28 protein-coding genes are annotated in these 25,513 nt (G+C 58.2%); 3 read left to right on the forward strand and 25 right to left on the reverse strand.

Annotation, left to right across the window (positions count from 1 at the left end; all coding sequences use genetic code 11):
• Window positions 1-21: 21 nt before the first annotated feature.
• From merA to ACP7AL_RS12485, 3 genes are all read right to left on the reverse strand, one after another.
• Complete coding sequence (gene merA, locus ACP7AL_RS12475) at window positions 22-1,461, reverse strand: mercury(II) reductase (RefSeq protein ID WP_425991734.1); 1,440 nt, start codon at window positions 1,459-1,461, stop codon at window positions 22-24.
• Between the two features lie 118 nt (window positions 1,462-1,579).
• Window positions 1,580-1,867, reverse strand: coding sequence for a cation transporter (locus ACP7AL_RS12480; RefSeq protein WP_425991736.1), 288 nt, complete (start codon window positions 1,865-1,867; stop codon window positions 1,580-1,582).
• Window positions 1,868-1,881: 14 nt separating this feature from the next.
• Window positions 1,882-2,295 carry a mercuric transporter MerT family protein gene (locus ACP7AL_RS12485; protein WP_425991738.1) on the reverse strand — a complete coding sequence of 138 codons (414 nt, stop codon included), beginning with the start codon at window positions 2,293-2,295 and terminating at the stop codon, window positions 1,882-1,884.
• 145 nt (window positions 2,296-2,440) lie between these two features.
• Here ACP7AL_RS12485 and ACP7AL_RS12490 point away from each other — a divergent pair, with 145 nt between their 5' ends.
• On the forward strand, window positions 2,441-2,860 hold the full coding sequence (locus ACP7AL_RS12490; protein ID WP_425991740.1) for a MerR family transcriptional regulator: 420 nt from the start codon (window positions 2,441-2,443) through the stop codon (window positions 2,858-2,860).
• Between the two features lie 141 nt (window positions 2,861-3,001).
• On the opposite strand, the gene ACP7AL_RS12495 is transcribed toward ACP7AL_RS12490, so the two are convergent.
• From ACP7AL_RS12495 to ACP7AL_RS12595, 21 genes are all read right to left on the reverse strand, one after another.
• On the reverse strand, window positions 3,002-3,265 hold the full coding sequence (locus ACP7AL_RS12495; RefSeq protein ID WP_425991742.1) for a hypothetical protein: 264 nt from the start codon (window positions 3,263-3,265) through the stop codon (window positions 3,002-3,004).
• Window positions 3,266-3,346: 81 nt separating this feature from the next.
• Window positions 3,347-3,658, reverse strand: a complete 312-nt coding sequence (locus tag ACP7AL_RS12500) for a hypothetical protein (protein WP_425991744.1) — start codon at window positions 3,656-3,658, stop codon at window positions 3,347-3,349.
• A gap of 569 nt (window positions 3,659-4,227) precedes the next feature.
• The gene (locus ACP7AL_RS12505) at window positions 4,228-4,869 is read right to left on the reverse strand and encodes a DUF1109 domain-containing protein (protein ID WP_425991746.1); all 642 of its coding nucleotides are present in this window, start codon (window positions 4,867-4,869) and stop codon (window positions 4,228-4,230) included.
• A complete protein-coding gene (locus tag ACP7AL_RS12510) occupies window positions 4,866-5,423 on the reverse strand; it encodes a sigma-70 family RNA polymerase sigma factor (RefSeq protein ID WP_024575761.1) in 558 nt (185 codons plus the stop codon). Before ACP7AL_RS12510 ends, ACP7AL_RS12505 begins: the two co-directional genes overlap by 4 nt.
• Window positions 5,424-5,543: 120 nt before the next feature.
• The gene (locus ACP7AL_RS12515) at window positions 5,544-6,242 is read right to left on the reverse strand and encodes a c-type cytochrome (protein ID WP_425991748.1); all 699 of its coding nucleotides are present in this window, start codon (window positions 6,240-6,242) and stop codon (window positions 5,544-5,546) included.
• A gap of 154 nt (window positions 6,243-6,396) precedes the next feature.
• A complete protein-coding gene (locus ACP7AL_RS12520) occupies window positions 6,397-9,594 on the reverse strand; it encodes an efflux RND transporter permease subunit (RefSeq protein WP_425991750.1) in 3,198 nt (1,065 codons plus the stop codon).
• Window positions 9,591-11,009 carry an efflux RND transporter periplasmic adaptor subunit gene (locus tag ACP7AL_RS12525; RefSeq protein ID WP_425991752.1) on the reverse strand — a complete coding sequence of 473 codons (1,419 nt, stop codon included), beginning with the start codon at window positions 11,007-11,009 and terminating at the stop codon, window positions 9,591-9,593. The genes ACP7AL_RS12520 and ACP7AL_RS12525 overlap by 4 nt, the downstream gene beginning before the upstream one ends.
• On the reverse strand, window positions 11,006-11,413 hold the full coding sequence (locus tag ACP7AL_RS12530; RefSeq protein ID WP_002714858.1) for a FixH family protein: 408 nt from the start codon (window positions 11,411-11,413) through the stop codon (window positions 11,006-11,008). Before ACP7AL_RS12530 ends, ACP7AL_RS12525 begins: the two co-directional genes overlap by 4 nt.
• Before the next feature lie 98 nt (window positions 11,414-11,511).
• The gene (locus ACP7AL_RS12535; protein WP_024575757.1) at window positions 11,512-11,868 is read right to left on the reverse strand and encodes a hypothetical protein; all 357 of its coding nucleotides are present in this window, start codon (window positions 11,866-11,868) and stop codon (window positions 11,512-11,514) included.
• Window positions 11,869-11,981: 113 nt separating this feature from the next.
• Window positions 11,982-12,470, reverse strand: a complete 489-nt coding sequence (locus ACP7AL_RS12540; RefSeq protein WP_029659695.1) for a DUF411 domain-containing protein — start codon at window positions 12,468-12,470, stop codon at window positions 11,982-11,984.
• 66 nt (window positions 12,471-12,536) lie between these two features.
• Window positions 12,537-13,703, reverse strand: coding sequence for an OpgC domain-containing protein (locus tag ACP7AL_RS12545; RefSeq protein WP_425991755.1), 1,167 nt, complete (start codon window positions 13,701-13,703; stop codon window positions 12,537-12,539).
• A gap of 139 nt (window positions 13,704-13,842) precedes the next feature.
• Window positions 13,843-14,175, reverse strand: coding sequence for a four-helix bundle copper-binding protein (locus ACP7AL_RS12550; protein ID WP_425991757.1), 333 nt, complete (start codon window positions 14,173-14,175; stop codon window positions 13,843-13,845).
• Between the two features lie 31 nt (window positions 14,176-14,206).
• Window positions 14,207-16,135 carry a DUF4396 domain-containing protein gene (locus tag ACP7AL_RS12555; protein ID WP_425992931.1) on the reverse strand — a complete coding sequence of 643 codons (1,929 nt, stop codon included), beginning with the start codon at window positions 16,133-16,135 and terminating at the stop codon, window positions 14,207-14,209.
• A gap of 10 nt (window positions 16,136-16,145) precedes the next feature.
• Window positions 16,146-16,871: a GNAT family N-acetyltransferase gene (locus tag ACP7AL_RS12560; RefSeq protein WP_425991759.1), complete on the reverse strand. Its 726-nt coding sequence runs from the start codon at window positions 16,869-16,871 to the stop codon at window positions 16,146-16,148.
• 153 nt (window positions 16,872-17,024) lie between these two features.
• Entirely contained in the window at window positions 17,025-17,330 is a 306-nt protein-coding gene (locus ACP7AL_RS12565) for a copper-binding protein (protein WP_425991761.1), read from the reverse strand.
• 32 nt (window positions 17,331-17,362) lie between these two features.
• On the reverse strand, window positions 17,363-17,848 hold the full coding sequence (locus ACP7AL_RS12570; protein WP_425991763.1) for a cupredoxin domain-containing protein: 486 nt from the start codon (window positions 17,846-17,848) through the stop codon (window positions 17,363-17,365).
• 62 nt (window positions 17,849-17,910) lie between these two features.
• Window positions 17,911-19,278, reverse strand: a complete 1,368-nt coding sequence (locus ACP7AL_RS12575) for a multicopper oxidase family protein (RefSeq protein ID WP_425992933.1) — start codon at window positions 19,276-19,278, stop codon at window positions 17,911-17,913.
• A 13-nt stretch (window positions 19,279-19,291) separates the two neighbouring features.
• A complete protein-coding gene (locus ACP7AL_RS12580; protein ID WP_425991765.1) occupies window positions 19,292-20,764 on the reverse strand; it encodes a TolC family protein in 1,473 nt (490 codons plus the stop codon).
• 9 nt (window positions 20,765-20,773) lie between these two features.
• Window positions 20,774-21,067 carry a hypothetical protein gene (locus tag ACP7AL_RS12585; protein ID WP_002714847.1) on the reverse strand — a complete coding sequence of 98 codons (294 nt, stop codon included), beginning with the start codon at window positions 21,065-21,067 and terminating at the stop codon, window positions 20,774-20,776.
• 76 nt (window positions 21,068-21,143) lie between these two features.
• Window positions 21,144-21,581 (reverse strand): hypothetical protein, encoded by a 438-nt coding sequence (locus ACP7AL_RS12590; RefSeq protein ID WP_425991767.1) that lies wholly within the window; start codon window positions 21,579-21,581, stop codon window positions 21,144-21,146.
• Window positions 21,582-21,747: 166 nt separating this feature from the next.
• Window positions 21,748-22,023: a metal-sensitive transcriptional regulator gene (locus ACP7AL_RS12595; RefSeq protein WP_425991769.1), complete on the reverse strand. Its 276-nt coding sequence runs from the start codon at window positions 22,021-22,023 to the stop codon at window positions 21,748-21,750.
• Window positions 22,024-22,076: 53 nt separating this feature from the next.
• Between ACP7AL_RS12595 and ACP7AL_RS12600 the strand changes: the two genes are divergently transcribed.
• Together ACP7AL_RS12600 and ACP7AL_RS12605 are read left to right on the forward strand one after the other, a co-directional pair.
• Window positions 22,077-24,548, forward strand: coding sequence for a heavy metal translocating P-type ATPase (locus ACP7AL_RS12600; RefSeq protein WP_425991771.1), 2,472 nt, complete (start codon window positions 22,077-22,079; stop codon window positions 24,546-24,548).
• A gap of 153 nt (window positions 24,549-24,701) precedes the next feature.
• Window positions 24,702-24,947, forward strand: coding sequence for a hypothetical protein (locus tag ACP7AL_RS12605; RefSeq protein WP_152528602.1), 246 nt, complete (start codon window positions 24,702-24,704; stop codon window positions 24,945-24,947).
• A 68-nt stretch (window positions 24,948-25,015) separates the two neighbouring features.
• Here the strand turns inward: ACP7AL_RS12605 and ACP7AL_RS12610 are convergent, their stop codons facing one another.
• Window positions 25,016-25,489: a hypothetical protein gene (locus ACP7AL_RS12610; protein ID WP_157170044.1), complete on the reverse strand. Its 474-nt coding sequence runs from the start codon at window positions 25,487-25,489 to the stop codon at window positions 25,016-25,018.
• Window positions 25,490-25,513 lie beyond the last annotated feature (24 nt).

Consider the following 25,513-nt stretch of genomic DNA (forward strand, 5'->3'; position numbering starts at 1 on the left):
CCAGTTCCTTAGCCCGCCCCGTTACCCGGCGCAGCAGGACAGTTTCTTCACGTCTCTGTCGAACGTCTGTGCCGCGAGCTTCAGGCCCTCGACGGTCGTGAGATAGGGGAAGATCGTCTCCGACAGATCATCAATCGTGAGACCGCAGCGGATGGCCAAGGCCGCAGTCTGGATGCTATCGGCACCCTCTGGCGCAAGAATATGCGCTCCGAGCAGTTTGCGCGTTACCCCATCCGCGATGAGCTTGATAAGCCCCCGTGTGTCGCGCGCTGCGAGCGCACGCGGCACGTTGTCGAGCGCGAGTAGAGAAGTCCGCACGGCATACCCGGCGGCATGGGCTTGCGATTCCGTCAGACCGACACTCGCCACCTGAGGGTCCGTGAAGACAATGGCGGGCATGGTGGTGTTGTCATAGCGCAGACTGTTGCCATTCAGCGCGTTCTTGGCCGCAAGCTTTGCGCCATAAGCCGCCATGTAGACGAACTGGTCCCTGCCCGTCACGTCGCCGGCGGCATAGATGCCGGCCTTCGAAGTGCGCATGCGGTCGTCGATGACGATCGCGCCAGACGATGTCTGCGCGACGCCCACCTCCGGAAGCCCGAGCGTTTCGGTATTCGGGGTGCGTCCTGTCGCCACTAGAATCCGCTCGGCGGTCAATGTCTCTGGACCGCCGTTGCGAGTGATCGTGAGTGCGACGCCGCCATCCTCGGTTTTGTGGACGAAATCGTAGGCCAAGCCACCCACAATCGTGATCCCCTCGTCGGCCAGATAGCCCGCGAGCGCCTGCCCGATCTCCGGCTCGGCCTCCGGCAGGAGGCGACTCCGGAAGACGAGCGTCACCGCCACGCCCGCGCGTGCAAAGGTCTGAGCAAGCTCAGCTCCAATGTAGCCGCCGCCGAGCACGATCATCGAGCGCGGTAGCTCCTTCAGCGACAACGCCGTCGTGCTGTCGAGAGGCGCAACCTCTGCGATGCCTGGGATGGTGGGTAGCGCAGGCCGCGCGCCCGTCGCAATGATGATGCGGTCCGAGACGAGGCGCTGATCGTCCATGTCGACGCCTCCCTCGACGAGGCGCGCCCGACCTTCACGGTAGGCTATGTTGTTGTATTCGGGCAAAAGATCGACGTACTTCGCCTGACGAAGGCTGGCGACCAGCGCGTCCTTCTGGGCGATCTGTGCGGCCCAATCGACCACGCGCGCGCTGCTTTCGATGCCGTCGAACCGAGCCGGGGCGGCGTTAGCGTGGTGCACCGCCTCTGTAGCTCGGATCAACGTTTTCGACGGCACGCAGCCAATGTTGACGCAGGTGCCGCCAATCGTGCCGTGCCCGACGAGCGCAACGCGCGCGCCCTGCTCGGCGGCAGTGATCGCGGCCGAGAAGCCGGCGGAGCCGGCGCCGACGACAACAAGGTCGTAGCGGCTGCTGCCGCCATTCGTGCTCGGGGTACAGCAGTCGTTCATGGTTTCAACTTTCGTGTGTTCGCATCCACGTTGCAGGAGTCAGGGCCGCACAGCAGACAACCGGAGTACACCCTGCCCCGATGATGATGAGTTTTGCGACGGTCATACCGACGCGGCCCTACTGCACGATGCGCGAGGGATAGCCAGCGTTGGTGGTCGCCGAAATCACCGTCGGGACGTCCGTCCGGCTATCCTCAAACCGAACCTTTGCAATCGCAGCCCCATCTGCCTCCGATATCTGAACATCGAGCACGCCGGATATGCGGGTGAGAGAGCGTTTCACGATCGGGCCGCAGAGTTCACAGGTAACGTTGGCGACATTGAGCGTCACGGTTCGCTCGGTGGCTGAAGCTGCACCGTAGGAGAACAGGGCAACGGTCAGGGCGACGAGAGGCAGAATTTTCATGGCAAGTCTCCTTTTTAGGTGTCGAGGAAAAGGCGAGCAATGAAGGGGAAGCATACGACGATGATGATCAGGAGCGTTGCGACCCACAGTCCGACCTCGGCGGTCCGACGAGATGACGGGCTGGCGCAATAGGAGCCTTCGACGCAATCGGCCGTCTTCGGTTTGCGGTAGACGGCATAGTAACCGGCGCCGAGGCATGCGACCGCGAGCCCGATAAACAATGGCTGATAGGCCTTGAGCGCGGTCAAATTGCCGATCCATGCACCGCTGACGCCGGCGAGGAACAAAGCGAAGGGCACCACGCAACAGGTCGCGGCGCCAAGTGCCGCCAAGATGCCGCCAACCGACAGCAGCGCTACGCTGTCAAAGCACTTCTGCGTCGGCGTCGCCTTGCTTGGCAGCACAGTCGCCTCGTCTCGCATCGTCATTGAGCCCGCTCCCGCGATTGGTCTATGGTGACCCTAGCGCCTGTAGCGACTACAGGGTCAAGCGGGAACTTCTCACGGGTGTGTGAGGCCAATAATGAAAACTACCGAAGATCTTACGATCGGGGCGCTGTGAGAGCGCAGCGGAGTGAATATCGAGACCATCCGCTATTATGAGAAGATCGGTATTATGCCGTCGCCCGCCCGCAGCGCGAGTGGTTATCGCCTCTACGGCTCTGACGATGTGAGGCGGTTGCATTTCGTACGTCGCGGTCGGGAACTTGGATTTGGTCTCGACGAGTTGCGGGGTTGGCTGCGTCTTGTCGATGGGCACACCTACACTTGCGAGGAGGTACATGCGCTCACAGTCGAGCATCTCACGGATATTCGTCAGAAGATCGCTGATTTGCAACGCCTCGAACGAGTGATGTCGGACATGGCTGCACAGTGCACGCGGGATCAGGTTCCGCAGTGTCCGATCATCGATGCGCTGTTCGAGATGAATCCCGTCGCAAAACAAATGCGTCGACCCAGCGCTCGCACCGTAAAAGGCACTTCACCACGATGAATATGCCGGCTTTGATGCTCTTGGTCGGCAATTGGAACAATGAATAACCGCCAATGTTGGGAGTCACCTCTGGGCTACGACCTACATTCCGACGAGCAAATTTCGAGTGCCCCCCTCCCCCCGAAACTCTGTGGCTTTTATCTAACCAGGTCGACCTTTCTGCGTCGGATTCTTCTCGTCACGCCGATCGTTCTTGCTCTGCATCATTCGATTGCAGTTCTCCATCATCTGGTTCATCTGGCCCATCATACCCATCATTGATTTCATATCACCGCTCATCATGCCGTGATCGCTGGCCTGCGGAGTCGATGGCGTCGGCGTATCTTGAGCGCGAGCAACGGGACCAAGAGCCAAGCCTGTTCCAACGGCGAACAAAACGACTGCTAATGTTGCAACTGTTTTCATGGAAGATTCTCCTCTCTGTTCCAATTTACGAATGAACCGACGTGCGTCTGCGCGCGCCAGTCAATCGGTTCGGTCGCGCATCTATTGTTGCGGTTCAAGCGGCTTACCTGATCGAGATGGTAGGATCTTGGTTGACTCCGTACCTGGATCATTTGGCGATTGCGCCCCGTGTTTCATGCACATGAACATCATCAACATGCAGGGGAGAAACGCCAGGACAGGAAGGAACCCCGCTGCTGCCAGCCAGTTCCAGTTCAACGCAACACCCGCAGCAACTCCCGCGCCCGAGAAGAGATACAGCGCCAAGCGATACTGAGTGAAATAGCTGGTCACAGTATCGCGCGGTCGATTGCCTGACCCACGGGTGGTTGCGTTGTGATCAATCAAGGTCATCCGATTGCTCTGCCGTTTGGTGAAAATGCAGAATCGTCGCTGTGAATCGGTTGCAACGATTGGTCCGGATCCGCAACCGGTTCTGGCTTCAGACCACTCACTGGAGGCTCATCAATGATGAGCTGCGTATTTTGGATAGCGCGCATCATTTCCCTCTTGTGCGTATCATCGGAGATTTCGGACCTCCTTGATAGCGCCAAACGTATCCGCCACTCTGGACCGTCGCCGCCACTTGGGAACTGACCTTCGGCGCTATCTGGGAACGTGGCTTCCTTCGGTCGAATGCAAACGCTGAAGCCAAGTCGCTTTGCGAGCGACCAGCGTTGTAGGCGCTCGGCGTGGCCTCATTTGGCCAATAGCTCTTGTCGGTAATTGTCGATCCCGCGTGGGCCGTTGCTGATATCGCCACAAGTGGCAGCAAGAGCGAAATCGTGAGAAAGTGTTTCGTTAACATTGTCTGGCTCCTTGTCATTGTGAAGCGTGTCACATGCGCTTCTACAAATGAGTTCGGAGCAAATCGTCGGCCGGTTACACACTCACGGTGACGTGAAAACGACCACCAAGGCCCGTTACCACCGCAGCAAGCGCGGCCCCAATATTGCGCCTGCGAAGGTACAAAGGGCGATCGTGCCACCGTACCAGACCGCAACAAATGGCAATGAATCGTCCATGCAATGAAGCGCATAAGCCATCGCACTCACGCCGCCAGCAATGAGGCCGGCGAAGGCGCCTGTGCGGGCGAGATCCGTTGGGGCAGCCCTTCGCACCGCCCAGATGGTAATTGCGAAAGGCACGATTGCGATGATCGGAATCGAGAGAAGGCATTCAAGCCACTGATCGCCGATGATCATTTTGTCCCAGTAGGAACTCGGCGCAAAAGCAAGGCTGATTGCGGCAAGTAACACAATCGCGAGGAACGGCATTGCAACCAAAATCGACGAGGTTCTTCGCTCCCCTCCGGGGCGCGCCAGCCTTGTGAGATAGATCGACGCGACGCCGACAATCCCCACCGGGAACGCGAGTTTCAGGAGGAGAAAAATCAAGGCGCGGGCCGTCATCAGGTCTGTGCGGACACCTAGTCCGACGAGCATGATGCCGAGTGCCGCCACTGTTCCAGCCGCAAGCGCAATGCAAACCGTCCGAACGACCAATCTGCGGTCTACCGGCTCTGCGTTCGCACTTAGTATGGCAACCAAGTCATCCGTCTTCATGTTCTGGTTTCCCGGGCAATCAAGGCAGCCAGTGTTTTGAGCCCACGATGAATGTTCACTTTTACGGCCGATTCCGAGATACCGCATCGGTCTGCCGCTTCAGCTATGCTCTGTCCGTCCAGTTTTACAGCCTCGATGGCGCATCGCATGTTTTTCGGCAACCGCTCCATGAGCCGTCTGACGTCGTGTGTGCTCTCGGCGCTGACATTGTCGTCATGTGCCATGATCAGATCGGCCTCATCGATAGGCACATCAGCGAACGACGCGCGAGTTCGACGCAGGAAATCGATCAACTTGTAGCGCGCGATCGCATGCACCCACGGTGTAAGCGGCTCCGTGGGGTCATAGGTATGTCGCTTGATGTGAATCGCCAATACCGCTTCCTGAACCAGATCTTCAGCCTCTGCCGCGCCTCTTCCAATGCCCGCAAATTTGCCTTTGTAATATGCGCGCAGACGGCGGCTCAATCGCTCAAGCAGCGCGCGGTGTGAGGCCGCGTCGCCATCCAGGCTTGCAAGCATCAGTGCCTTGAGTTCGATTTCGTTGGTCGTCATACTTGCATTATCTCTATGAGTTCGCTGATCCAGCCGGTTTGGTTACAGTTGACGGCGCTATCAATGGAAAAATAGTTGGCCCGCTGCCGCGCCGTTGTCGATTGATGGGCTTGGAGCTCATCAACATTGCGGTGAGATGGCCCCGCTAATCTCTTCTGGTGCGGCAAAGATCACGTCAGCCCTGTCTCCCATCATTCCGGCCGCCACGATCGCCGGAGCGCCCTTCTGTGGCCCATCGTCACTCACGTCGGTCTTGAATCTCAGATTTCGCTCCCAGAAATCGCGCGTTTTTCCATCCGCGGTGATCACCCGGTAGGTGTCTCGGCAGTGCGTGATCGCCGTCACCCGTTGGTCAGACTCGAGTTTTTTGAGATTTGGGACCGCACCACCACCCATCATGCCCATCATCATTCCGCCCATTTGATTGCCGCGTTGCGCAATCGATGGCGGAGCGTGACCGGGCTGGGTCGCATCCTTGAGAAACGCCAGAAGATCACCGCGCCGTCCCGCGTCCTTCACGCCGGAGAACGGCATCGTGTTGCCAGGAATGAGGTGTTGCGGATCCCGAAGCCACTCGTTGAGCGTGGCGTCGTCCCAAGTAATTCCCGACGACTTCAACGCCTGTGAATACCGACTGAAGCTCGGCAGCATGCCGGCCTTTCGGTTCCATAGATCGGCGAGACTTGGTCCCGTCATGTTTCGGTCCGGTTCCAGCGAGTGGCATGGCGCACAGGCCTGGAAACTCCGTTGGCCACGGGATGCGTCGCCTAGCTGTGCCTGTGCAGAGGGCAGGAACGCGCCTGTCACCAATGCGATCATGATCAATCTGTTCATCGCCGACCTCCCTTGTCTCCGTAAAACAGATATTTGACGAGTGCTGCTGCCGATAGGATCAAAACAACGATGATCAGCAGCCACAAAAGCCCCATGCCCCATATCATTCCAGGCGCCATACCATTCATCATGGTTCACCTCACTCGGCGGGTTCCGAAACAAGTCGCGAGTCTTCCTTGGCCGGCTTGATGGCCCGCGATGGCGAATGATCGTTTTCGTGATCATTGGGCGGCAAACGGAAGCCTTTGATCAATCCATAGATCGCGGGAATCACGATCAGCGTCAGCAGTGTCGACGAAATCATGCCGCCGATCATCGGCACCGCGATGCGCTGCATGATCTCGGACCCGGTACCAGTGCTCCACATGATCGGCAGCAGTCCCGCCATGATGGCCACGACCGTCATCATCTTCGGCCGCACCCGCTCCACCGCGCCTTCCATGATGGCGTCGTAGAGGTCGTGACGGGTCAGTGTTCGCTTTTCGGCGTCACGCTGCGCCTTGATCTCGGCAAGGGCTTGGTTGAGGTAGATCAGCATAACGACGCCAGTCTCAGCCGCAACACCCGCCAACGCGATGAAACCGACCGCGACTGCAACGGACAGGTTGAAGCCTAGCGCCCACATCAGCCAGATGCCGCCGACCAAGGCGAACGGCAGCGACAGCATCACGATCACGGTCTCGGCGATGGAACGGAAGTTGAGGTACAGCAGCAGAAAGATGATCAGCAGCGTCACCGGGACGACGATCTTCAGGCGCGCCGTTGCGCGTTCGAGATATTCGTACTGACCGCTCCAGACCACATAGTATCCCGCCGGAAATTGAATACTGGCCTGCACCGCCTGCCGCGCGTCGGCAACATAACTGCCGAGATCGCGGTCACGGATGTCGACGTAGATGTAAGTCGCCAACTGTCCATTCTCGGTGCGGATCGATGTCGGCCCTCGCGCCGGTTCGATCTTGGCGACCTCCCCAAGCGGCACTGCACCTCCCGCCGGCATCGGAACCAGGACGTCGTTGGCGATGGCCTGCGGATTCTCGCGCAGGTCCCGGGGGTAACGCATGTTGACGCTGAAGCGCTGCCGGCCCTCCACTGTCGTGGTCACCGTCTGGCCGCCGAGTGCGGTCGCAATCACATCCTGAACGTCCTGGACCATGATGCCGTAGCGCGCCAAGGCCGCCCGGTCCGGTGTCACGTCGAGATAGTAGCCGCCGATACCCCGCTCGGCATACGCCGACGATGTTCCCGGCACAGCCTTTAGAACCTGCTCGATCTGCTTGGCCAGTTTGTCGATCTCGACCAGATCTGTGCCGATCACTTTGACCCCAACCGGCGTGCGAATTCCGGTCGATAGCATGTCGATGCGCGCCTTGATCGGCATGGTCCAGGCATTCGAGACGCCGGGGAATTGCAACGCCTTGTCCATCTCTGCGATCAGACTGTCGACCGTGATGCCGGGCCGCCACTCTTCCTTCGGCTTCAGGTTGACGATGGTCTCGAACATTTCGGACGGTGCCGGATCGGTCGCCGTCAAAGCCCTGCCGGCCTTGCCGTAGACTGACGCCACTTCCGGGAACGACCGGATGATCCTATCCTGCATCTGCAGCAGTTCACCCGCTTTGGTCACCGAAATTCCCGGTAGCGTGGTGGGCATGTAGAGCAGCGTGCCTTCGTTGAGGTTGGGCATGAACTCGGTGCCGAGCTGACGCGCCGGCCACACTGTCACCACAACAATTGCCAGCGCGATAAGGATCACCAGTGCCTTGGCACGCATCACGGCCTTGATCACCGGCCGATAAATCCAGATCAGGAAGCGATTGATCGGGTTCTTGTGCTCGGGCACGATTCTGCCGCGCACGAAGATGATCATCAGCGCCGGCACCAGCGTTACCGACAGCAACGCTGCCGCCGCCATTGAAAAGGTCTTCGTGAACGCCAAGGGGCTGAACAGCCGGCCTTCCTGCGATTCCAGCGTGAAGATCGGCATGAACGACACGGTGATGATCAGCAGGCTAAAGAACAGCGCCGGCCCGACCTCGGACGCTGCCTTTATCAGTATGTCGACCCTTGACCGTTCGGGTTCAGCCCGCTCCAGATGCTTGTGTGCATTCTCGATCATAACGATCGCTGCATCGACCATGGCGCCGATCGCAATCGCGATGCCGCCCAGACTCATGATATTGGACCCCAGCCCGAGCAGCTTCATCGCACCGAACGCCATCAGCACGCCGACCGGCAGCATCAGGATGGCGACGAGCGCGCTGCGGACATGCAGCAAGAAGACGATGCAGACCAAGGCGACGACCACACTTTCCTCGAGCAACGTGTGCTTGAGCGTAGCGATGGCCGCGTTGATCAGGTTGGAGCGGTCATAAACCGGGACGATCTCGACGGATTTCGGCAGGCTGCTGGCGATCTCCTTGAAGCGCTTCTTCACATTCTCGATCACATCAAGCGCATTAACGCCGAACCGCTGCAGCACGATGCCGCTGGCAACCTCTCCCTCGCCGTTGAGCTCTGTGATGCCTCGGCGCTCGTCCGGACCAAGCTCGACGCGGGCAACATCGCGCAGCAGAACCGGCGTGCCGTTGCTGGTCTTCAGCACGATGTTGCCGAGGTCGTTGATGCCTTTAAGATAACCTTTGCCGCGGATGACGTATTCGAACTCGGAGAGCTCGACGGTGCGGCCGCCGACATCGGCGTTGCTGGCGCGAATCGCATCGCGCATCTTCTGCATGGAGATGCCGAGATCGCGCATGCGCTGCGGATCAAGGATGACGTTGTACTGCTTGACGAAGCCGCCGACGCTCGCCACTTCGGCGACGCCTTCGGCCTTGGCCAGCGCGAATTTCAGATTCCAGTCCTGGATGGTCCGCGTGTCGGCGAGGTTCAGCGCTTTCGATACCACTGCGTACTGGTAGACCCAGCCCACGCCTGTAGCGTCGGGACCGATCGTCGGGCTTACGCCGGCGGGCAACCGCGAGGCCGCGCCGTTGAGGAATTCGAGCACCCGCGAGCGAGCCCAGTAAATGTCAGTGCCATCCTCGAAGATGACGTAAACGAACGAAACCCCGAAGAACGAGAAGCCGCGCACGACTTTGGATCGGGGCACGGTCAGCATCGCGGTCGTCAGCGGATACGTGACCTGGTCTTCGATCACTTGCGGCGCCTGGCCGGGATATTCGGTGTAGACGATCACCTGGGTATCGGAGAGATCCGGAATCGCATCGAGCGGCAGATGGACCAGTGCGTAGATGCCCGCGGCTGCGGCAAAGCCGGTGCCGAACAGGACCAACAGCAGGTTGCGTGCCGACCAACTGATGACGCGGGCGATCATTGCTGGCCTCCCGCGTTCGAAAACCCTTTAAGGGCGGCCTTCAGATTGCTTTCCGCATCGATCAGGAAGTTGGCCGAGACGACGACGGGATCGCCCTCCGTGAGGCCCTGTCGGATTTCGACATAGCCGTCGCCGCGATGGCCGAGTTTCACCTCGCGCGGCTCGAAGCGCCCCTGTCCTTTCTCGACGAATACCGCCTGACGATTGCCGGTATCCAGAACGGCGCTTTCAGGTACGGTAAGCACAGGCTGCGAGCTGCCAATATCGATATTCGCATCGACATACATATCGGGAAGCAGAGCGCCATCCGGATTGGCCAATTCGATCCGCACCCGGGCGGTTCGTGTTTCCCTGTTCACCTGCGGGTAGACCACCGAGATCTTCCCGGTGAACTCGCGACCAGGAAAACTGCGTGCCCCCACCGTCACCGGTTGCCCGATGGCGATTGCGCCGAGATCGCGCTCGGCAACATCGACCATGGCCCACACGACAGACGTGTCGGCGACCCGGAACAACACATCGCCGGGCTGCGCGCGCATGCCTTCGATGGCATTGCGTTCGAGCACAATGCCGTCGCGCGGAGCCGACCAGTCGATGGTGATCGGAACGGTACCGCTCTTCTCCATGGCGGCAATTGCCGTGTCGGGAACGTCAAGGTTCATCAGCCGCTGACGAGAGCCGCGACCATACACGGCGACGCCGCTCGTCCCTTTCGACGTGATGGTGGCTATGTATTCGGCGGCCGCCGATGCCACGGACGGACTGTAAATTTCCATCAGCGGCTGACCTTTGCTAACTTTGCTGCCGGTGGTGACGTTCGCGACTTTCTGCACCCAGCTTTCCGCTCGCATCGAAATGACGGAGATCCGGCGCTCGTCGAGTTGGATCGTGCCTGGCGCACGAATGAGGGTTCGAATGACGCGCGATGTGGCGGGTTCGGAGCTGACGCCGGTACGTTGGATCTTCCCTGGCGAAAGCTTCACCGATCCGTCGTCGCTGTCCTCGCCCTCATAGACCGGGATATAATCCATCCCCATCGAATCTTTTTTCGGTGTTGGCGACGTGTCCGGCAGCCCCATGGGATTGCGGTAGTATTTGATTCTACGCTCCGTAGTCCCGCCGGCGGATGTTGTGGCTGGTGGCAATGTGTCCGGAGCTGCCTCGTTAAAATTGACGTCGGCGCCCGCCGGAACAGCACGATAGTCGCGGCCATCCCCGGTCTTCCTCGGCGTCAGCGAATATGCAGGCTTGCCGTCCGGATCCTGAAAATAGATCGGGGCGGAATTTCCTTCCGCCCTTGCGGGAGTAACCATGGCGAAGGCGCGCGCCGGCGGCCGCTGCGTGCCGGCGACGTATCCAATGCCTGCCGCCGCGATCAACGCGGCGGCAGCGCTTGTGAGAACGGCGCGGGTCATTTCTGCGCCGTGATGACGAGCTTGTTCTCGACGGTGCCGGTCTCGCCCTGAACCTTGGCGCCGAGCGAAAGCTGCCAGCGGCCCGCCATCCCGAACGTCGCCTTGAACTTGTAACTGCCCGGCTCCGCGCCCGGCATCGGCGCGATCTTGGTTGCCATCTCCTGCATGCCGTCCGGAGCCATGTCGAGACGGGTCGCGAAGATGACGGCGTCAGGCACCGGCTTGCCGGTCTTCGTGTTCATCAGTCGGACGGTGATGACCTTGTCGGGCCCGGCCTGGATGGTCTGATCGACCAGCTCGAATTTGTAGTCCTTGATGTCCGCCAGAGCGGCCGTGCTTGTACCACCGATTGCGGCAGCGATCAGCGCAGCCTGGAAGGCCTGCGCGAAGTTAAACGTCTTCATGTTCGTAGTCCTCGATTGTCCTGGGTCTGCCGCAAGGCGGCATGCGTCATTCGCGCGAACTTGCGTCGGCGCGGCAGCAATCGGCGCTTAAGCGCCGGTCAGACCAGGTTTCGAGGGGGGTGATCCGGCGGAGAACCGTCGAGGCCATCGGCGATCCGATCGTCGAAAGCCGTGAGCGGCCGGTGTACTGGCAGACGCGCCGGGATTCCGGTTGCCAGAGGAGGTTGCGCCTGTGCAACGCCCAACGCGCACATCGCACGAAGCGGACAATCCTGGCAGCCGTTGCTCTTTTGTGTCTCCGGACAGCAAGGCATGTCGGCGGACATTGCCGACATATCGCTCATCTCGGCAGCCGACAGCGGCTTCGCGACCGCGGGCGTGACCAGCGGCGAAGCAACAAGCCCGGCAATCGCAAAGATCGCGAGCAAACGGCTGATGAATCGACAAAAATTCATAGCCCAACATCCCATAGGATCATGGACTTGGGAAGGCAGATCACATCACAAATCCGCCATAAGCAGAAAACGATCAGATCACAGTTACCTGCGACATGGTTAAAAGATCAGTCTCAACCAGCGATATCGCCGCCGATGAACCGCATGTACGTTCGCCGGCTGGTGGCGTCGAAGAGAACGACGTTATAGGGATCGACCCGGCTGCCCTCCATCCCCGGTGATCCCAAAGGCATGCCGGGAACCGCCAATCCGACCGCGTTCGGACGTTCCTTCAATAGTCGTCGCACGGCCGCGGCGGGGACATGACCTTCAATGACGTATCCATCCGCCTCCGCCGTATGACACGCCGCGAGGTCGGCAGGTACGCGAAGGCGTTTCCGGACTGCATGAAGATCCGCCGTTTCCCTGATCGTCACGCTGAAACCAGCTTCCTTGAGATGGCGCACCCAACCCGAGCAGCAACCGCAATCTGGATCCTTATGAACCAAGACAACGGATTCCGCAGCAGAGGTAGCGCCGTCCGGGAAAGCCAGTAGCGCGGCTGTTAGTCCCAAAACGCTTCTGCGAGTCAAAAAGCCCGGATATTTTCCTGAGTTATTCATGTCGCGAGGTCCGTACTTCGTTGGTCATCGAGACTACTCCAAACATTTCTTCCTCCAAACAAACTTCTAACTGACCGATGTCGAAACCGATTCCGAACTGGATTTGGACGCCGCGGGTTGCTTGTCCAGATCCTTGGACCACGATCGGTAGTAGGCGACGGCCGTCATGAGCGCGATCCCAGACACACTCACGATGATCTGCGCGAGAAGCGAGTCGGAGACCAGTTCGAGAAGGAAATGACCGACGAAGGAGAGAAACACTCCGACGCAGAACACTTCCAACGAACGCTGACCGCAGATGATCAGCGGGCGAAGCCAATGCGACTTCAACCCGGGCCATCCGAAGGGGAAAAACCGAACGACCAGCACGGCCAAGGCAACGAAATGCAGTATCCGATATGGCGCAAGGTTTGTCTTGTCGTTAGGATTGAATGCGCCAAACAGTCCCTCAGGGATTAGTTTTCCAAGCGGCGCGACATAACCTGCAACTGTCATAAACAGTGCAAACCCCAGATAAACGAAACAGATCGATATGATCGCGGGCGACCGAATGAACCTCTGTAGCCGCGACGCCCCCCCGAGCGAACTCCAGGCTCCAAGCGCAAAGAGGAGTTGCCAGGTGAACGGGTTGAAATACCAAACACCCGATGGGTAGGCGGGAAGATTCCACCCGAATTGGCGTGCAGTAAAATAGAGGACGAGCGAGCTCGCGATTGCAAGGTCTGGCCGCCGAAGCATCAGCCACAATACCAGCGGAAATGCTGCCATCAGAACGATATACAGCGGAAGAACGTCGAGATTTAGAGGCTTGAATTTGAGCAGCAGGCCTTGCTTTAAGGTCAGCATTGGACGGTCGATCAACCCTGCAACGTTGAATTCATCCACAAGATGAGAATGATTGTAGGCCTCCACAACCCAGCCGATTGCAGCGATATAGAACACGAACAGCAGTACGTGCGCGATATATAGTTGCCAAACGCGTTTTAACAGTCGAGCGGTTCCTACAACGAAGCCTTGGACGAGCATGCTCTTGGCGTAGACAAACGCGGCCGTATAGCCGGAAATGAAGACGAAGATATCCGCTGCATCGGTGAACCCATAATTTCTGGTTGTGAGCCACGCGACCGCGTTGTTCGGGACATGATCGAGAAAGATCGCCCAGTTCGCAAGGCCGCGGAAAAGATCGAGGCGAAGATCACGGCCTTTGGCAGGAAGGAAAGCACGAATTGTCATGAAAACTCTTGGCGACGGTTTCAGAAAGGCGAGGACGTTTACTTTTGTGCAACCCGACCGGGGAAAAGCACTTCGTGTCGAACGATAGCCGGAGCAGACGCTAGACATCAATCTAGCGCCTGATCGACTGTCAGCTCATCTAGCCTGCCATGGCGCGGCAGCTTTCCGCGCACTGCTTGCAGGCCTTGACGCAATCGTCCATGCCGCCGATGCGTTCGCAGTCCTTCGCACACTCGGTGCAAATTTCGGCGCACTCGCCGCAGACGTGCTTGTGGTGAGGCGTATTCAGCAACATGAAATGCGCGGCCGTGCGGCAGATTTCGGCGCAGGCCATCATGAGCCTGAAGTGCTGGGGTTCGACGTGTTTTCCCCCGGTCTCCAGGCAATGGTTCATGGCTGTTCCTAGACATACTTGGTAGCAGCGCAGACATTCATCGATGCAGCTTTGCATTTCTTTGTTCAAGTGAGTCATTGGGCTCTCCTTCGAATAGCGTTTGTGCCCCTTACTGAACATTGAGTACCAACGTCAGGCCGCCCGCTCCTTTCTGTTCGACGTTGTTGTTGGTGGTGTGATGCGGGATATGACAGTGAACAAGCCATTTCCCGGGTCTCCGAGCGGTCCAGACGACGTCATAGCGTTGTCCTGGTCCGACATTCACCGTATCGGCAAGAAACCGCTGGTTTTCTGCCAGCGTCTCTCCATCGCGTGCCACCACCTGGAAAGGCCCGCCATGAACATGCATGGGATGAACGAAGTTATTGTTGGTGCCGATGAAGCGAATTTTGATGGTTTGCCCCACCTTCATGGAGACGGTGTCTGTCTCCGGATACGACTTCCCATTGATGGTGAAATAATTAGGAAGGCCGCCCTCCATCAGCATAGCCGGGTACGTCAACCACTCGCGCTTCAACCACTCTTGGAGCTGGATGGTGTATTCGAGGTCAGCTTTTACATCGGCAGCACTGTCCTTCGGCGCAATCAGCAGCGCTCCGTAAAGGCCTAGGCCCTGCTGGCGATCCGGGTGGTCATGGCTGTGATAGAAGTAAGTCCCACTTTGGCCGACAGAAAATTCATAAGTGTATTGGCCACCTGGCAACACGGGATCCTGGGTGATCTTAGCAGGTCCATCCATTTCGTTTGGAACGATCAGACCGTGCCAATGGACCGTGGTCGATTCAGGTAAATTGTTGTGAAAGTTGATCCGGATGTGATCGCCTTCGGTCAATTGAAGTCGTGGACCCGGCACCTGACGATTGTAGGCATAGGCCTCGACGGAGACATCCGGAAGAATATTCCAGCGTATGATCGAAGCCTCAATATCGAAGATCTTCACTCCGTTCTCGATACGCGGTTCAAGAACGTTATCTCCTCGGGCGTCCGCAGGCGCTTTATAGACCACTTGCCGGGGATTGACCGCCGACATGTCTTTCATTGCTTCGCCTGGCGTGTCGAACGTCATGATCATGCCCGGCGGCATAATGGCGCCGCCGACGTCGCGTACGCTCAGACCTAGATTGACCTTGAAACCTGGGAGCACCATTCCGGAAATTAGAAGGAAAGTCGTCACGCCAGCGAGCGCAGCCAACTGTGGCGTCGTCGCGTCGCTCGTCATTTGATGGCCCCCGTGAGGCTTTTCGCCGCTGGCAGCCGTTAGCTTCTGCCGTTGGTCTTCGTGTCCCTTCATGTGGCTCATTTTCGCATCCGACATTTCATCCATCTCGGACTTCATTCCGGACATCGAGCCCTTCTCGGCAGCTTCCCCATCGGAGCGCTCGGTCATCAGGCCGTGCTTGATCTTCTTCTTCACCATCCAGACGTTGAAGGGATAGGCAGTTACGAATCCGACCATCACGCCTAACGACATAACGCCCCAGAAGACCAGTTCGAGAGGGTCCATGGCGCGCATGTCGCGACCCATCATCAACAGACTCATCGTTGGCGCCATACCCGCCATCATCGCGTTCATACTTATGAACTCTGGCATGAAGCTTTTACGCACGTTTTCCCAATACGTACCGCCCATCATCTTCTTCATAAACAAAGATTGAAAAATGAAGAGACCGAACGAGAAGCCCGCGACATACTCGACGATCAGGTCGATCCACATCGGCAGACCGAGCAATGCGGTTATGGTCGCTGCGAGAATAATGCCGGTGGCGTCACCAGCAACGCAATGAATGGTGCTGCCAACTCCCTGTTTCCACAGCGGCGAGGTGAATTGTTCATGTTCCCCGGGGCGTGGCTCCTTGTCTGCAAGGACATAGAGCAGGAGGCCGAACGGACCCATATACAAGGTCACCAGAATGAACCCCCACTTCATCACGGTCGGCTCGGGATTCCCGTTGAACTGGTCGAAAGCGACGTAGGCCGTGGAAGCGACCGCGATAACGAACCATGCGATCAGAAAATAGTCGTATGGGAGAGCAATCATCACGATGTCCTCAAGCTGAAGTCGATGCTCGTTCATCCGCCGAGTCTTGAGATTCCGTCGCAAGCCGCTGCCTAACCGATTCGTCCCTTTCACTTACGACCGGCAGCATCATGAGAAGGCTTCCGCCTGTGTGCGGCAGGTCGGGATGCGAGGGGATTTCCGCGTGACGGACCTTCGTGAACCCAGCGGCGAGATAGAACGAAATCGCTTCGGCGTTATCGGCCCAAACATGCAAAGTCACGGACGGAAACGAACGCTGCTTGGCCTCATCGACGACCGCGGCCAGCAGCGCGGCCCCCACGCCTAGTCTGTGGTGGCTGCGCACAACCGCTATGTTGTTCAGGAGGAAGCTGGTGGGATCGTTGAGCTCCGTGCGCGGCCGGAGCAACTCTTCACGCGCGGTCAATGCTGCGTCTGCGGTCTCACTTTCGATGAGCTGGGCAGGAAATGCGTTCGCCAGACCAACAATTACCCCACGCGAAACAGCGACCAGACAATTTCGATACGAATACACTCCGGTCGGCGCAGCAACCATCTCGCGGTAGGTTCGAACTGCTCTCACCGAAGGATCGATGCCTCGCAAGATAAACGAAAGCGTATCTCCACCCGCCATGTTGGCCAACTTCGCGGTCTGGCGAATGTCACCACTATTCGCGCGCCTGATCGGAAACCGTCTTTTCGCGAAGGCCTTTTCCGTAGCTATTCTCGTGCCGCCGCTCCCACCCACACCTGTCATCGGTAACTCCACCTTATTGAGAGCAGTCGATCCAGCGATCGTATCCGATGGTCGGACTGCCGCCGCGACGTCGGATCAGCTCAAGGGTCGCTTCCTTGCGGAGCTTTCACCCAATTCGGCGCGACGCCTAGGAACCGCCGCGCCGAAGAGCCGTCACTTTCCTTTTTGCATTTTTGTGATCGTGATTCCGGCGGTCGCCCGTTCGGCTTCGAACTGCACTTTGTCACCGACCTTGACGGACTTGAGCATCGCCGGTTCCTTCACGCGAAAAACCATCGTCATGCTCTCTTCTTCCATATCCAGACTTTTGATAGGGCCGTGTTTCAGTGTTATCTTTCCAGCGGCTTCGTCGATCTTTTTGACCTCGCCGTTGGCCATCGCCCCTTGGGCGGACAAGTTCGCGGACGACAAAGAAAGCGACAGCGCGAGGGCAACGGCTATGATTCTATAGGTCTTCATGTTCACATCCTTTCAGTCGGTTTTGACTTGCGTTACTTGACGACAATCGTGCCGACCATTCCAGCTTCGCGATGGCCGGGGATCAGGCATCCATATTCGAACTCGCCAGGCTTGGTGAATTTCCAGACGATCTCGTTGGTCTTCTTGGGAGCAAGTCGCTTCCCGTTCGGGTCATCGTGCTCCATGTCAGGGTTCTTCTTCATGGCCTCGCCATGCTTCAGATTGTCGGCCGTCGTCGCGAGGATGAATTCATGGTCGAGTTCGCCGTTGTTGCGCAGCATGAACTTAATCTGTTCCCCCTTTTTGACCTCAACCTTGCTCGGCATGAACATCATCTTGCCGTCCATCTCACCCATAGTGACCTGAATAATCCGCGCGGCCTTTTTAGGATCACCCGGCTCACCTGCCGAGAATGTTTCGTCGTGGCTATGGCCCGAAGAACCCGCCCCGGCCCAAGCGGACGGGGAGATGAGCACCGCGCCGATAATTGCGATGCAGGTTTTGTGCAGATATTTCATCTCCAAACTCCTTCTACTGTCTTGCTGACTTTCTTCGCATCTATTTGAATTTCAGGTCTCATCTACATTCCTTTCATTCCCTTCATGCCTTTCATGTCGCTTGGTTTGCTTGATTCCTTTGGGCTCGTTGAGCGAGGCGCCTGAGTATTTGGAACGTCGACCTGGTGCGCGACGGTGCCGTCAGGATGCTTGTAGGGACCGGGATCCCTGTAATCGTCTCGCGCGAGGCCATCGCGGATCTTCATCACCGTAAACATGCCGCCCATTTCGATCGGGCCAAACTGCCCGGTGCCGGTCATCATTGGTAATGTGTTGTCGGGTGCCGGCATTTCCATGTCACCCATCGCCATTCCTGTCGATCCCATCACCATGGCGTCTGGCGCGAGTTTTCCGACCGCCTTCGCGAGGTCCTTCCTTGAGACGCCGATCAGGTTCTTCACGTCGTGGCCCATCGCATTCATGGTGTGATGCGACTTGTGACAGTGAAACGCCCAATCGCCAGGGTTGTCGGCAAGAAAATCGAACGCGCGAATCGCTCCGACAGGAACGTCGGTCGTCGTTTCCGGCCACTGCGCACTTTCAGGGACCCATCCCCCATCGGTGCAACTCACTGCAAATTTGTGGCCATGAAGATGAATCGGGTGATTTGTCATGGTGAGGTTGCCGATGCGGACGCGCACGCGATCACCCAAACGAACGGCCAATGGGTCGATTCCGGGAAACACGCGGCTGTTCCATGTCCACATGTTAAAATCCGTCATCTCAGTAACCTTCGGCAGATACGTACCCGGGTCGATGAGATACGTGCTCATGATGAAAATGAAATCGCGGTCGACGGGACGGAAGGTTGCGTCGCGTGGATGCACCACGATCATGCCCATCATGCCCATCGCCATCTGCACCATTTCGTCGGAGTGCGGGTGGTACATGAACGTACCGCTGTGTTTCATCTCGAATTCATAAACAAAGGTTTTTCCAGGTGGGATATGCGGCTGGCTGAGACCACCGACGCCATCCATGCCGCTAGGCAAGAGCACCCCATGCCAATGCACTGTCGTATGTTCAGGCAGTTTGTTGGTGACGAAGATACGGAGCTTGTCGCCTTCCACCGCTTCAATCGTTGGGCCAGGGGACTGACCGTTGTAGCCCCAGAGATAAGCCTTCATGCCTTCTGCAAATTCGCGCTCGACGGGCTCTGCAACGAGATGGAACTCCTTCCAGTCGCCGTTCATCCGCCAGGGCAGCGTCCAGCCGTTCAGCGTAACGACCGGATTGTAGTCGGGTCCGCTCGACGGGCGCAGCGGCGGCTGCATCGTCGCCTTCTCCATGATCGGTGCTTCCGGGATGCTGGCTGCCTGGACGCGGCCGCTGATCGCTGTCGCGCTTGCAAGCGCCGTGGCGGTGCCGAGAAAGTTTCGTCGGGACAACATTGGTTTCTCCATTTCAGTGCCCTCCCCCGCCGGACGCCTGCGCGGTCGGCGACGATCTGGTTTCGGGTTGGCTATCGGCGCGACCGCCGCCATTTACTGCGGTCTTCAGTTCGGACTGCGCGAGCCAGAAGTCGCGCTTGGCTTCGATCGCAGCACGCAATGCAGCGATCCGCTGCCGCGCTTCCACCAACAATGCGAACACGTCGATTTGCATGCTGCTGAACCGCAGCTGCATTTCTTGGGTGATGATCTGGCGAAGTGGCAAGACCTCACGCTGATAGTGACCTGCGATGTCGTAGGTGGAGCGGTAGACCCGAAACGCATCGCGCGCTTCAGAACGGACGTTGATCGCCTTTTCGGTTAACCGATTAAACGCCAGATTGTAGGTCTCGATCGCCTGCCGGACGCGGACCTCGCCGCCATCGAAAATCGGAATCTGGAACTGGACGTCAAAGCCACGCTCTCGAAGCGGCGGGCTCCCGGAATCTCGAGTTTTTTTGTCGATCCCCGCAACGTCGACAAGCGTGACGAAGCGGGTGGCTTCGGTGAGATTGAGGGACTTCGCGAGAGCAACCAGTTCAATGCGAGCGATCTGAAGATCGACACGATGTTCAACCGCATCAACCTCGATGCCCGGCAACGATAGCGGCCGGCGTGGCAGCATCGGTAATCTCTGCGGTAGCCGGAACCCTAAATCGCCGTCCCACAATCCAAGGAGGCGGATCAAGCGCTCGCGCGAACTGGTGGCGTCCTGACGAAGGGTGGCGAGATCGGCCGTTACTTCTGCATAAAAGACCTGTTCACGGGCCTGATCGAGCTTGTTCAGCGAGCCGGTTTGCCCGAGCTTCAAAGCGAGCTGAGCCGTGGATTCCGCAGTCGATTTGGCATCCGTCAGAAGTGTAACCAATTCGTTGGCGGCGACGGCGCGGTAATATGTGCGCCTGACGTCGGCTGCGAGGCGTAGGGTGCCTTCTGCAGCTCTCAGCTGTGCCTGCTTGAAGTGTTGCCGCGCAATCTCCGACCGAAACGGCAACGTGGCCAGCGCCAGAATATCGGCGGCGACCTGACGCTCGATCTCGACCGCGCCGCCACCTGCGATGCGACTAATCGAGAACGTCGGATTGGGTGGCAGGCTTTCTTGGACGAGGTCGGCCTCGGCCAACGCCAGTTCATTGTACGCCGCCTGCAAGCCCCGATTGTTGAGGAGCGCGATCTGAACGGCCGTATCCACCGTCAGGCCTCGACGAAGAAGACTTTGGACGGCGCCCTTCGCCCATTCTGCGTCATCTGTGCTGCGAATGGACACCACGTCCTTCTTGATTGTCTCGCCGGCCACATTGGCAACGACGGTCATCCCGCCATCTGGGGAGAATGATGCGCATCCGGAAAGCAGCAAGGCGGACAGGAGGATCGCGACGTGCGTCGGTTTCGGCCGATACGTAACTTCGAAAGTGTGGTTCGCGTTGATATGGATCGCTCGGTTCATAGCGCGCTCCTATTGACCGGATTTCGGCTGAGGGGCGACGCGGTCGTTCTGCTCGCGCCATGAAGACGGAGCTGTCGGACGAAGACTTGTGTAGGGAGCCACCGTCGATCGGTAGCCGACACCGGCGACCTTCGCGCCCGGGTCGGCGGGATCAGCGCCGACGAGCGGCGCCGTGATCGGCATGCACCCTCCCAGCGTGACGATCGCAACGGCCAACCCCGCAAGGATCCGAAATCTGAATCTGAATATTTTTCCCGCCACCGAATGAACGGCGGCGAAGTTCGCCCCAAATTGCGCAAGCATGATTTTTTCCTGAACTGCCGATGAACCACAGGTACGCGTGCCCTTAACGGGCGCGGCACCACGTCATTCCGTCAGTTCAGGAAATGGGAGGGCGGTAATGCCGAGGGGGAGCGTTATCGACGACGTTCCGGTAGCTCTCGGACTCGCAGACAGACGTCGGCATTGAAGGTTTGACAATGTCGATGACTGTGGTCGGCAGCGCGCTCAGGCAGACCATCCCGCAGCATTGTCCACCCGAGGCCTTGTGATGATCAGTTGCAGGATCCGACGTTTCGTCAGCGACTGATGTCATACTGTCAGGGCTGTTCAATTTGTCGAAATGGGCCTTGCCGTCCAGATGTTCGTGTACGTGACCGTCCTTATGAACGTGCTGCGAAGTGCCATATTCATGCACATGAACAATGCCCAGACCGTGATTCTCGTCGGTAAGGCAAGGCGCCGCGCGCGAGCCGTCGGCGAACGCAAAGGAAACGCCCGGCGCCAGGACACAAAGCATATAGACCAGGGCGATCAACCACCCTGCCCTCAATCGCTTCGGTCTGGTTAGGCGCGTCAACATTTTGGCCGATCTACTTTAAGGTCGAAATGACACTAGTGATGGCTTGAACCTTACGCGGAAACGCTCTCTTCGCCAAGCCTGAACGTACCTGACATACAAAACGGTTCCATTGCGCATCCGTTCACCTGTCCACCCGTCCAATGACTGCCATCAGTTCCGCAATCTTTTTGCGTTGATCGCCCTTGTCGCCGCTCACGATCGCGTGTTCCACGCAATGAGAGACGTGATCCTTGAGCACTTCCTCTTCGACCCGACGCAGTGCGGCACGAACCGCGGAAATCTGCGTTATAATGTCGATGCAATAGCGCTCTTCGTCCACCATTTTAGACAAGCCACGTACTTGCCCCTCAATCCGGTTGAGACGCTTTTGACAAGATGTCTTGATGTCTTTTCGCATATGGCCCATATACCCCTACATGGTATAGGTTACAAGTGATGATGGAGACTTAGATGACCGCGTCGAAAAATGCAAATACGGAAGGCGGCTCAAGCGGTTCGGGATGCTGCTGCTCCTCTAAGGCATCTACGGCTTTGCAAGAACCTGCACAGACCGGGTGCTGTGGCGAAAGCCGAGATCTCACCAAACATGACCATGGGGATCACCATCACCATCACGGTAATGGCATTGCTACGACCACCGTGGTGGACCCCGTTTGCGGGATGACAGTCGATCCAGCCACCAGTAAGCATCGGGTCGAGCACTACGGTCAGACCTATCATTTTTGTTCGGCAGGCTGCCGGACGAAGTTCGCGGCCTCGCCGGAGCAGTATCTCGACAAGACGCGACCTCAGCAATCCGACGTCCCGGAAGGTACGATCTATACCTGCCCTATGCATCCGGAGATCCGCCAGATCGGACCCGGGAGCTGCCCGATCTGTGGGATGGGGCTCGAGCCGGAATTGGTCACCTTGGATGCTGCACCCAATCCCGAACTGGCAGATATGAACCGACGCTTTTGGGTGGGGCTCGGGCTGGCTTTGCCGGTCATCGTCTTGGAAATGGGCGGCCATCTGGTCGGCAGCCATCGCTGGATCGACCAGACGTTATCAAACTGGATCCAGCTTGCCTTTGCGACGCCCGTGGTCCTTTGGGCAGGTTGGCCGTTCTTCGTGCGCGGCTGGCAATCGCTCGTCACCCGCAATCTGAACATGTTCACACTGATTGCGATGGGCGTTGGCGTCGCCTACGCCTACAGTGTTGTTGCAACCCTCGCACCCGGCATCTTTCCACCGACGTTCCGCGGTCATGACGGAGCTGTTGCCGTTTACTTCGAGGCCGCCGCCGTCATTACCGTGCTCGTCCTGCTCGGACAGGTCCTGGAACTGCGTGCCCGCGAGGCGACGTCCGGAGCCATCAAAGCGCTGCTCGATCTAGCGCCGAAGATTGCGCGCCAGGTGGACGAGAGCGGTGCGGACCACGAGGTTCCGCTCGACAGCCTGAACGTGGGTGACAAACTTCGCGTTCGGCCGGGAGAGAAGGTGCCGGTGGATGGTGTCATTGTAGAAGGACGTTCGTCGTTGGACGAATCCCTCGTTACCGGGGAGTCTATGCCCGTCACCAAAGAGCCCGGGGCCAAGGTGATCGCGGGCACGCTCAATCAATCCGGCAGCTTCGTGATGCAGGCTGAGAAGGTCGGGCGAGACACCCTGCTTTCCCAAATCGTGCAGATGGTCGCGCAAGCACAGCGTTCGCGTGCGCCGATCCAGCGCCTTGCCGACCAAGTGGCCGGCTGGTTCGTGCCGGCGGTCATTGTCGTGGCACTTGTCGCCTTCGGCGCCTGGGCGCTTTTTGGACCCGAACCGCGCCTTGCATTCGGCCTTGTCGCGGCGGTCAGCGTCCTTATCATCGCGTGTCCTTGTGCGCTGGGACTTGCCACGCCGATGTCGATCATGGTCGGCGTTGGCCGCGGCGCCCAGGCGGGCGTATTGATCAAGAACGCCGAAGCGCTGGAGCGCATGGAGAAGGTCGACACGCTGGTAATCGACAAAACAGGAACGCTGACTGAAGGTAAGCCGAAGGTCATTTCGATCGTCCCTGCCGCCGGATTTGAGGAGTCTGACATTCTGCAACTGGCGGCCAGCGTCGAACGGTCGAGCGAGCATCCTCTCGCGGACGCCATCGTACGTGCTGCCAAGGAGCGGAATCTCAGTTTAAGCAACGTGGAGGATTTCAACTCGCCGACGGGCAAAGGCGTCACCGGCAAAGTGGAAGGCAAAGTCGTGCTTCTTGGAAACGCCGCCTATTTGAATTCAGTCGGTACCGAAACACAGGCATTGGACTCAGAAGCCGAACGGCTGCGCGGAGAGGGAGCAACCGTCATAAATATTGCTGTCGATGGTAAGCTGGCGGGAATTTTTGCCATTGCCGATCCGGTAAAGGAATCGACGCCGAATGCATTGAAGGCGCTTGCAGCGGAAGGCATCCAGGTCATTATGCTGACTGGCGACAACCGGACCACGGCGAACGCGGTCGCAAAGCAGCTTGGCATTGTCGACGTGGAGGCAGAGGTGCTTCCAGATCAAAAGAGCGCGGTTGTAATCAAGCTGCAGAAGGCCGGACGCATCGTCGCAATGGCCGGCGACGGAGTAAACGATGCCCCTGCCCTCGCTGCGGCAGAAGTTGGAATTGCGATGGGCACGGGCACGGACGTCGCTATGGAAAGTGCAGGCGTGACGCTCTTGAAAGGCGATCTGGGCGGAATTGTCCGCGCTCGCCGCCTCTCTCAAGCGACAATGCGCAATATCCGGCAAAATCTATTCTTCGCTTTCATTTACAACGCAGCAGGAATCCCGGTCGCTGCGGGGATCCTTTATCCGACCTTCGGATTGTTGCTCTCACCGATTATCGCCGCAGCGGCCATGGCTCTGTCATCCGTGAGTGTTGTCGGCAACGCGCTGCGGTTGCGGGCCATGCATCTTTGATCTTACTTGATCAAGGAGGCTTTCGCTCCCGGATCGCTTGGTCTGGGAGCTTGATGGTCATGGGGCGCACTTTTTCTGCGCCCACCGCTTCTACCTGAAGACCTAAGATATTCGAGTCCTTCAGTCGGACAAATACAAATCGCTTTACCTGGCTTGCTGCCGTGGCTTGCCCGGGTCTTCGGAGTGCTGGCGGCTTTATATTCGCTACCGGCCCGCTTCTCGTTTCAACATCCCATGTCACGTGACTACCGTCATAACCATCTGGAATTCTTCGAACTGATCCGGATCATTGCGCAAAAGAAAACCATCGATCCGCATTGGTCGATGGGGACGTTACTCGCTTCACATGCGCGCCTGCCCCGAAAAAATTGCGCCAAGTCCGCCTACTCTGCCGGCTAAGCGGTTTGAGAGGCGCGATGCGCAGTAGATGTTCCGCCATTGCTGGCGCCTGTTTGCATCTAGAAACCTCAGCGAAACCGCTTACCATTCCAACGCATCTGATAGCGACAAAACGACCCGTCTCGGCTGCAATCGACATCGATCGACGGCACACCTGAGTCGATCGACATATCGATTTCGAGTACATCTCCTCGCCAAACTTCGCGAAACGTGCCTCCTCTGGAAAGGAAGACACGATGAGGACAACCCTTCGGCGAACAAAGAGCATCTCGATTGGAACAACCAAACTGATCGAAGTGGATTGCGACGAACTCTTCGCCCCTCGAGCCTTTAATGTATCGCAGATATCCCGTTCGAACATTTATCGAGTCGTCCATGCAGCGACGCTGCGCCGCTTTGAACGCCTTGTGAATCGCTGGCGGCAGCTGTTGCAGGCGTTCATCTGAGAGCGGGGAGAATTTGCCCTGTGCCATTCCTGCCGCGCGCGCATTTGCTCCGGTTACGGTCAGACACACCATGAGTACGATGAATAAATGCAGCATTGCATCCTCCTACAGTCTAGCAGA

This window comes from Afipia sp. DC4300-2b1, assembly GCF_049895725.1.
In the GTDB taxonomy this organism is placed as follows: Bacteria; Pseudomonadota; Alphaproteobacteria; order Rhizobiales; family Xanthobacteraceae; genus Afipia; species Afipia broomeae.

Bases quoted from the DNA above. Each gene is read 5' to 3' on its own strand.
- ACP7AL_RS12540 (WP_029659695.1), bottom strand. From the start codon at position 12,470: ATGAATAACTCAGGAAAATATCCGGGCTTTTTGACTCGCAGAAGCGTT.
- ACP7AL_RS12570 (WP_425991763.1), bottom strand. From the start codon at position 17,848: ATGAAATATCTGCACAAAACCTGCATCGCAATTATCGGCGCGGTGCTC.
- ACP7AL_RS12525 (WP_425991752.1), bottom strand. From the start codon at position 11,009: ATGACCCGCGCCGTTCTCACAAGCGCTGCCGCCGCGTTGATCGCGGCG.
- ACP7AL_RS12535 (WP_024575757.1), bottom strand. From the start codon at position 11,868: ATGAATTTTTGTCGATTCATCAGCCGTTTGCTCGCGATCTTTGCGATT.
- ACP7AL_RS12485 (WP_425991738.1), bottom strand. From the start codon at position 2,295: ATGACGATGCGAGACGAGGCGACTGTGCTGCCAAGCAAGGCGACGCCG.
- ACP7AL_RS12510 (WP_024575761.1), bottom strand. From the start codon at position 5,423: ATGACGACCAACGAAATCGAACTCAAGGCACTGATGCTTGCAAGCCTG.
- ACP7AL_RS12545 (WP_425991755.1), bottom strand. From the start codon at position 13,703: ATGACAATTCGTGCTTTCCTTCCTGCCAAAGGCCGTGATCTTCGCCTC.
- ACP7AL_RS12505 (WP_425991746.1), bottom strand. From the start codon at position 4,869: ATGAAGACGGATGACTTGGTTGCCATACTAAGTGCGAACGCAGAGCCG.
- ACP7AL_RS12555 (WP_425992931.1), bottom strand. From the start codon at position 16,135: ATGATTGCTCTCCCATACGACTATTTTCTGATCGCATGGTTCGTTATC.
- ACP7AL_RS12495 (WP_425991742.1), bottom strand. From the start codon at position 3,265: ATGAAAACAGTTGCAACATTAGCAGTCGTTTTGTTCGCCGTTGGAACA.
- ACP7AL_RS12610 (WP_157170044.1), bottom strand. From the start codon at position 25,489: ATGCTGCATTTATTCATCGTACTCATGGTGTGTCTGACCGTAACCGGA.
- ACP7AL_RS12500 (WP_425991744.1), bottom strand. From the start codon at position 3,658: ATGACCTTGATTGATCACAACGCAACCACCCGTGGGTCAGGCAATCGA.
- ACP7AL_RS12600 (WP_425991771.1), top strand. From the start codon at position 22,077: ATGACCGCGTCGAAAAATGCAAATACGGAAGGCGGCTCAAGCGGTTCG.
- ACP7AL_RS12565 (WP_425991761.1), bottom strand. From the start codon at position 17,330: ATGAAGACCTATAGAATCATAGCCGTTGCCCTCGCGCTGTCGCTTTCT.
- ACP7AL_RS12530 (WP_002714858.1), bottom strand. From the start codon at position 11,413: ATGAAGACGTTTAACTTCGCGCAGGCCTTCCAGGCTGCGCTGATCGCT.
- merA (WP_425991734.1), bottom strand. From the start codon at position 1,461: ATGAACGACTGCTGTACCCCGAGCACGAATGGCGGCAGCAGCCGCTAC.
- ACP7AL_RS12560 (WP_425991759.1), bottom strand. From the start codon at position 16,871: ATGACAGGTGTGGGTGGGAGCGGCGGCACGAGAATAGCTACGGAAAAG.
- ACP7AL_RS12520 (WP_425991750.1), bottom strand. From the start codon at position 9,594: ATGATCGCCCGCGTCATCAGTTGGTCGGCACGCAACCTGCTGTTGGTC.
- ACP7AL_RS12480 (WP_425991736.1), bottom strand. From the start codon at position 1,867: ATGAAAATTCTGCCTCTCGTCGCCCTGACCGTTGCCCTGTTCTCCTAC.
- ACP7AL_RS12515 (WP_425991748.1), bottom strand. From the start codon at position 6,242: ATGATCGCATTGGTGACAGGCGCGTTCCTGCCCTCTGCACAGGCACAG.
- ACP7AL_RS12595 (WP_425991769.1), bottom strand. From the start codon at position 22,023: ATGCGAAAAGACATCAAGACATCTTGTCAAAAGCGTCTCAACCGGATT.
- ACP7AL_RS12575 (WP_425992933.1), bottom strand. From the start codon at position 19,278: ATGTTGTCCCGACGAAACTTTCTCGGCACCGCCACGGCGCTTGCAAGC.
- ACP7AL_RS12585 (WP_002714847.1), bottom strand. From the start codon at position 21,067: ATGCTTGCGCAATTTGGGGCGAACTTCGCCGCCGTTCATTCGGTGGCG.
- ACP7AL_RS12550 (WP_425991757.1), bottom strand. From the start codon at position 14,175: ATGACTCACTTGAACAAAGAAATGCAAAGCTGCATCGATGAATGTCTG.
- ACP7AL_RS12580 (WP_425991765.1), bottom strand. From the start codon at position 20,764: ATGAACCGAGCGATCCATATCAACGCGAACCACACTTTCGAAGTTACG.